This is a genomic window from Stenotrophomonas sp. YJH_SMC_65, assembly GCF_059369475.1.
Genome location: NZ_JCAFSR010000013.1, coordinates 89,736 through 95,822 on the forward strand (window position 1 = coordinate 89,736; position 6,087 = coordinate 95,822).

General features: G+C 57.9%; 8 protein-coding genes and 1 pseudogene. All 9 read right to left on the minus strand.

Features of this window, described 5'->3' with window-relative positions; translation table 11 throughout:
• Window position 1: 1 nt before the first annotated feature.
• Window positions 2–622, minus strand: coding sequence for a hypothetical protein (locus tag AC5P7A_RS19655; protein WP_478405949.1), 621 nt, complete (start codon window positions 620–622; stop codon window positions 2–4).
• 10 nt (window positions 623–632) lie between these two features.
• On the minus strand, window positions 633–1,019 hold the full coding sequence (locus AC5P7A_RS19660) for a hypothetical protein (protein WP_111205423.1): 387 nt from the start codon (window positions 1,017–1,019) through the stop codon (window positions 633–635).
• 98 nt (window positions 1,020–1,117) lie between these two features.
• Entirely contained in the window at window positions 1,118–1,495 is a 378-nt protein-coding gene (locus AC5P7A_RS19665) for a hypothetical protein (RefSeq protein WP_049439435.1), read from the minus strand.
• Window positions 1,496–1,970: 475 nt separating this feature from the next.
• Window positions 1,971–2,201, minus strand: coding sequence for a hypothetical protein (locus AC5P7A_RS19670; RefSeq protein ID WP_495220530.1), 231 nt, complete (start codon window positions 2,199–2,201; stop codon window positions 1,971–1,973).
• A gap of 408 nt (window positions 2,202–2,609) precedes the next feature.
• Window positions 2,610–3,050, minus strand: coding sequence for a YbbD-related protein (locus AC5P7A_RS19675; RefSeq protein WP_262093803.1), 441 nt, complete (start codon window positions 3,048–3,050; stop codon window positions 2,610–2,612).
• A gap of 17 nt (window positions 3,051–3,067) precedes the next feature.
• Window positions 3,068–3,499 (minus strand): hypothetical protein, encoded by a 432-nt coding sequence (locus AC5P7A_RS19680; RefSeq protein ID WP_260439431.1) that lies wholly within the window; start codon window positions 3,497–3,499, stop codon window positions 3,068–3,070.
• A gap of 15 nt (window positions 3,500–3,514) precedes the next feature.
• A pseudogene (locus tag AC5P7A_RS19685) lies at window positions 3,515–4,509 on the minus strand (RHS repeat-associated core domain-containing protein); the annotation flags it as partial.
• A gap of 83 nt (window positions 4,510–4,592) precedes the next feature.
• Window positions 4,593–4,928: a DUF6984 family protein gene (locus AC5P7A_RS19690; protein WP_049439430.1), complete on the minus strand. Its 336-nt coding sequence runs from the start codon at window positions 4,926–4,928 to the stop codon at window positions 4,593–4,595.
• A gap of 3 nt (window positions 4,929–4,931) precedes the next feature.
• A partial coding sequence (locus AC5P7A_RS19695; protein ID WP_495220531.1) for an RHS repeat domain-containing protein occupies window positions 4,932–6,087 on the minus strand: 1,156 nt, incomplete at its 5' end.

A 6,087-nucleotide genomic window follows, 5' to 3' on the forward strand; every position in this document is an offset into this window, starting at 1 on the left:
TTCAGCGAGGATCGCCTCCCGCCCGACACGCCGTCGGCGCAGCCCCCTTGTTCGGCGGAACCGCGTGTACATTCCAGCGATCTGCCAAAGCGCGTTCGACGCGGAAAGAGAATGACCATGCCTCGACGGGCATCTTCCCTTCAGAGAAGCCAATAGCTATCTCGAAGCGATCCAATCCGAGGTTCCCCGCCTCCAGTCCCGAGCCATCTTCCCGCTTCACTCCGATGTAGACGACAGGGCGTTTCACGTCCACCTTTGCCCTGGCAAGCTGGCGATCCAATTCAGCGCTGCCATCGAAGAACTGCATTCCTTCGTCCTTGGCGATAGAGCTGAGGGTCTGCTTGAACCGATTCACGCCCTCTTGGTCATGCACGCAGAACTGGATCATCTTGAAGGGCCGCTTTCCTACAGCCCATGCGCCGCCAGAGAATCCAAGTCCGACTCCAATCAGAAGTAGTGCTGTCAGGATTCTCACCATCATCAAGGTCCCAATTTGCAGAGTGTGGCGGCCAACGTCGCCGCAGGGCCAAAAATCATGACCCCAAGGATATCTCCGCTCGGTCTTCTCAGGCGCCTTCCCCCGGATGAGGGAGACCTTGTCGGGGGTGAGGAATCTGGGCACGGAATGTCCTTCAGGGCACTGCACCCGCCATCGGCAGATGCTCGATCCGCCATGTCCTGGCGTAGATAAGAATTACGCTTCCGGTCGAGGTGGTCTCGATACGGAAACACTTCAGGCCGGACAACGGATAGCCGACCGCCTTCCAACGATCAAGAAGATGAGCAAGCCCCGGCTCGTCGTCCTCGACCCTGGCGAACTCTATTCCCTCCTCCCCCAGTACGCCGAAGTTCATGAGCGCCGAGCACCCGTAGGCTTCCGAGAAGCAGACGGTTGCCTGCCGGCCGTCCGGCCAGCGCACGTGGACCTTTACCTCGTCGCATACGCCAGGTTTGCTCCTATCAATGTTGATGGCCAGCAACGTGGCGTCACACCATTCGAGCGCGTTGAAATCTTTCATCTACTGGAATTCCCCAAACCCATACAACAGAACGACCGAATCACCGCCGCCATCATTGCTGCGGCGTGTACGGGGAATTTCTTCAGCCTCGCAACGCCCTACTTCACGCAAGACGACTTCAACGCGTGCCTAGCCTGTGCTGATCCAACATTGGCCGACACCAGTTGATCGACGAGTTGACAAGAGATTCTCTGTTCCCCGTGCATAGGGACGACAAACAGATCCCCATTGTCCCTCGTTGTGTCCAACGCAACCCAAACCCTCGCTTGCGCGTCTACAGAGAACCCGGCGAGCAGATGCCCGCCCCCTTCTTCATAGATCAGGTCGCCAACCGGCTGGCGTCTGTACTCCAGCTCGGCGCTTTGCAAAGCGGCATAAACCGGCTTCTCGCCCAGCTCACCTCGTTGGAGTTTGCGAAATGAAAACAGCGCCGCACCTGTGAGAAGGATGAAGAGCAACACGTAAATGAATCTCATGGACTAGATTCCCGATCAGAGCTCTGGGATGCGCGAGGACGATCGCCGGTCACCGCTCCTGAAGCTCCCCAAGATTGAGATCCCGGGCATATGACCGCCGACTACTGATCTGTACTTCTTTGGATGCGAACCTCCGGCCATCCCTGCATTCGACGGCGAATTGGTAGCTTCTGGGTTCCGGCCCTGCAACGACCATCATGGGGACCGAGAATGTGCTTCCAACCGGTTTCGACGAAACTACACCTTCGTCCTCCCCGAGCATACTCAGCTCACAATCTAGAGCGCGAACGTCACCCTGACCTGGCGGCACGCTTCCCGAGACGCGCACGATCATATCGCCACCCGATGTTGCACAGCCGGCCAGAACCAGACCGGCAACGACAGCGGCGGCATACCTCACCTTCGGCATCCCCGAATTCTCAGTACGCACTGCGACGTCTACGCCGATTAGCCATTCAGGGATGCATCAATCTCATCAATAGATACCCGCCATGATACGAATGTAGTCGTCGAGCGAATCCACCCGCCGATCGACTGCAATACCACGCTTTTTTGCGAGCGATTGAAGCTCGAATATCAACACCCCATACCCCGAGTCCCAGCCATGAGCTTCACCAGGCGACAGTTCCTTCGAAAATCGATCTCCAGGACGGAGCCTCCCGGAGGGCAAACGAAGCTCGTCTGCAACATGCTCCAGCAGCTCCACTACGGTTTCCTGATCCAGACCACTCTCCGCATAGTATTGGCATAGAAGCCAGTTGGCGACAGCGCCTCTCTTTCTCTCAGTTTGTCTTTCATTTCCCTTCGCCTATCCACCGCCTGCGCTGCAGCCACAATAGACCATGGAGCCGATATCCCATAGGTCCTCCCGCACAGTCGTCACCGCGGCCCAGCAATCTTCCTGCCGAACGCCTGGGTGCTTGAAGCTTGCCGGACCATCCGATCTTCTTACACGGCCCTCCCATTCGTGAACACGGACAAGTGGCAAGGTCGATTTGACACATACCCGAACCCACACGACGCTCGGCCGGAAAGTGCCGAATCAGGCACCGGGAAAGGAGATCGCCACGTGCCACTCACGCATTTCGCTTACTAGGTGAGACCGCCCAGCCACCTATAACCTTATTCCGCTGTAAACAAGGCCCAGCTCTTCATCGCGCATGACCCAGCGGCCAGCATTTCCCTCCGGACACAGATAGAACTTGCCGCCATAGCTTGATGCTCGTGACCACGCGCTGCGAGCAGACTGTGGAAATCTCCGCATGACTCGCGCGCCGGACAGCTCCGGCCTGCTCACCAGCCTACATTCTTCGGGCAAAGTAAGAACCCCGCTGGTCAGGCGGAAAACCAGCCAAGATTCATTTGTGTCAATGTCGTGCGACTCGCGTATATTGACTGCATCCTCTGGCAACCATGAAGGCAACCATTTGGATTCACCGATTGCTTGCCTTGAGACGACTTGATTGCGGTCTGCATACTCGGTGCTGGCAACTTCCATGCAACCAGAAAGTGCGATTGACAGCGTCACGATTTGGAGCAGCTTGGAAGCGTACATCTGAGGCATCCGAGTCATCAGCAAGGGAAGTTTCCACCGGGTCGATAGCTCCCGCACATCTGCGAGCAACTCCGCGTACGGCTCATTTGTCCAGATGATCGTCCGAGGCGATTTGCCAACTGATCCGCAGCGGAGTCAGCGGCAGAGTCGCCCTTGATGCTTTGATCGAACCACTCGCGCCCGTTGCTTATGCACTGAGCAGCAGCTGATCCGCCCATACCCTTCTGTGCAGCCTCGCAGTTCGCCATGCAGTGGAAGTACTTATCCTGGCCAACCCATCCGTTATGAGACCCACCAACCACGTGTGTGGCTGACCATTGATTGGCATACTGCCCGCCGAAGTCGCTGGCTCCCGCGACAAATGCCCCCGGAAAGCCAAGAGCTTCCAATGTCCTATTCACGTAATAGCGCCAATCGACCGTATATGCGCCAGTTTCTGTCACAGTCACTCCAGGCTGGGAGTCTTTCAAACCCAGTGGATCAACGTGCGAAATTGTATTGCCGATTGCATAGATATAGGTGCTAACACCTCCACCAAGCCCAATTGGATCACTCTGCGAATACCGCCCCACCGCCGGGTCGTATTCCCGCTGGTAGTTGTAGAGCATCCCACTCGCAGCCGTCGCCTGCTGGCCTGGGAAGCGCAGCGCAAGCCCAAACGCCACACCATCGCCATCCGGGTCAGCCCTCGGAATCTGGTTGCCGAACACTTCGCTCTTGTTGCTCCACTCCCAGATCGAGACATTCCGTACCGGATCGATCACCACGCGCGGCATGCCCAGATGATCTGGTTGGACGTAGGCCAGCTCCGGCACGCCGGTAGCCGGCGTGTTCATCAGTGCCACCGGGTAGTTGTCCAGCCAGATGGCCTGCTGCTGCGCTTGGTCCGTGGCCGAGTAGTTGCCCAGCCACTGCCCTGCTTCGTCGTACAGGGTGATCAGTGCTGCGCCACCGGCCGGGGTCCGCAGAACGCGTTCACCGCGGTGGTTGTAACCGTAGCTTTCCAGTACGGCATTGCCCTGCTTCACCGCGTTCATGCGGTTGGCATCGTTGTAGATGAACGTCTTGCCGCCGATGCTGGTGGTGTTGCCCACTGCGTCATGGTTGCGCGCTTCGCCGTCCACGGCGGTCAGCCGGTGGCTGGTTGCGGGGTAGGTGTAGCTGGCGGTGCCTGCCGAGGTGGTCAGCGCGGTGCGATTGCCGGTGGCGTCGTAGGCATAGGTTTCAATCGGCGTGCCGGTCGCGCCGTCCTGGGTCTGGGTCAGGCGGCCCAGCGCGTCGTAGGCGTACTTGGCGAGTACCGTTGAGCCTGTGCCGTTCTTCAGCTCGGTGATCGAACCGACCGGATCATAGCCGTAGCCCAGCGACAGGCCACCGGCGCCGGGTCATGCACCGCCTGCGGGCGGCAATCCAGATCCAACGGACGCTACAGCTGGCGGCCGTTGCCGTAGGTCCAACCGATCACCTATTGCTCGGAACATCCTCAGTCCGGGCGCCTCCTTGGATAGCTAAGGAGCGAGGGCGGAAACGTTTAGGCTCTTACTAGCCCGCAGCGGACGCCCTCCTGGGACGAAGGCTAATAACTGGCGAGAAGTCGACTTTCCATACATCCAACTCAAAAAGATCTCCATAATTGTCCAGTGAAAGTGTCACTATAACTTCAACCCCATCCGTGTCGACAAAGGTTTTGCTGGCCAGCTCCTTTCCAAGCAAACGGTCGAGCTTGCTTGATTTGAACAGCAGGCTCCCCATCCCGCCATCATCCATCTCCTCAACTTCAATCGCCGCAAGTGAATCAGCAGTGATGCCCGGAAAATCCACACCTTGAAGCATCAATTTCACTAATGATTTTTCAGATTCCGATAAATGCCTGTACATGCATCAATTCCTGGGCGGAGTAATTCTACTTACATTAATGCTTCCATCAGGAAACTTATGGGAGCTGTATTCAATTTTAACACCGTCGACCGTCACAGAGCCAGAATATGTTCCAGAGGGGTGATTCGCCCCGATTCGCTCAATATCGGCGGCAATCGCCGCCTTCACACTAACGCTATCCATCCCAGCCTTTTCGACGTGTCGGAAGGCGTGATAAACCTGATTGTCCACTCGGCCAAATGTGAGCAGTATCCGGCCAGCTTTGACTGGCAGTTTCAGGAGCTTAAGAGGGCCAATACCGATCGCCGCCATCGCAATATTGCCCGGCGTTGGGTTCTCACATGCTTCGTAAATGCCTTTGACGTCCCCGACACCCGGAGTCATGTCCGCAACCCATGGAAGCAACATTCTTGCCTGGGACTCATCGAGGGGATTGGCCATCTCCCTTGGGCTTCCGATAACCTGAAGCCCCTGCGGATCGATCGAGAAGGTTGGCCGAGAGCCAACATATGAGAAGGTGGAAATCCCACCCTCCAATCCAATTGGATCACTCTGCGAATACCGCCCCACCGCCGGGTCGTATTCCCGCTGATAGTTGTAGAACAACCCACTCGCATCCGTGGCCTGCTGGCCTGGGAAGCGCAGCGCCAGCTCGAACGCCACTCCATCACCATCCGGGTCGGTACTCGGAATCTGGTTGCCGAACACTTCGCTCTTGTTGCTCCACTCCCAGATCGCCACATCGCGCGCCGGGTCGATCACTACGCGCGGTGTGCCCAGGTGATCCGGCTGCACGTAGGCAAGTTCCGGCACGCCGGTAGCCGGCATGTTGATCAACGCCACCGGGTAGTTGTCCAGCCAGATGGCCTGCTGCTCCGCCTGGCCTGTGGCCGAGTAGTTGCCCAGCCACTGCCCTGCTTCGTCGTACAAGGTGATCTGCGCTGCGCCACCGGCCGGGGTACGCAGCACGCGCTCACCGCGATGATTGTAGGTGTAGCTTTCCAGTACGGCATTGCCCTGCTTCACCGCGTTCATGCGGTTGGCATCGTTGTAGATGAACGACTTGCCGCCGATGCGGGTGGTGTTGCCCACCGCGTCATGGTCGCGCGCTTCGCCGTCCACGGCGGTCAGCCGGTGGCTGGTTGCGGGATAGGTGTAG

Excerpts from the sequence above, each read along its gene's own strand:
- AC5P7A_RS19675 (WP_262093803.1), bottom strand. The coding sequence starts at position 3,050 with ATGTACGCTTCCAAGCTGCTCCAAATCGTGACGCTGTCAATCGCACTT.
- AC5P7A_RS19665 (WP_049439435.1), bottom strand. The coding sequence starts at position 1,495 with ATGAGATTCATTTACGTGTTGCTCTTCATCCTTCTCACAGGTGCGGCG.
- AC5P7A_RS19660 (WP_111205423.1), bottom strand. The coding sequence starts at position 1,019 with ATGAAAGATTTCAACGCGCTCGAATGGTGTGACGCCACGTTGCTGGCC.
- AC5P7A_RS19690 (WP_049439430.1), bottom strand. The coding sequence starts at position 4,928 with ATGTACAGGCATTTATCGGAATCTGAAAAATCATTAGTGAAATTGATG.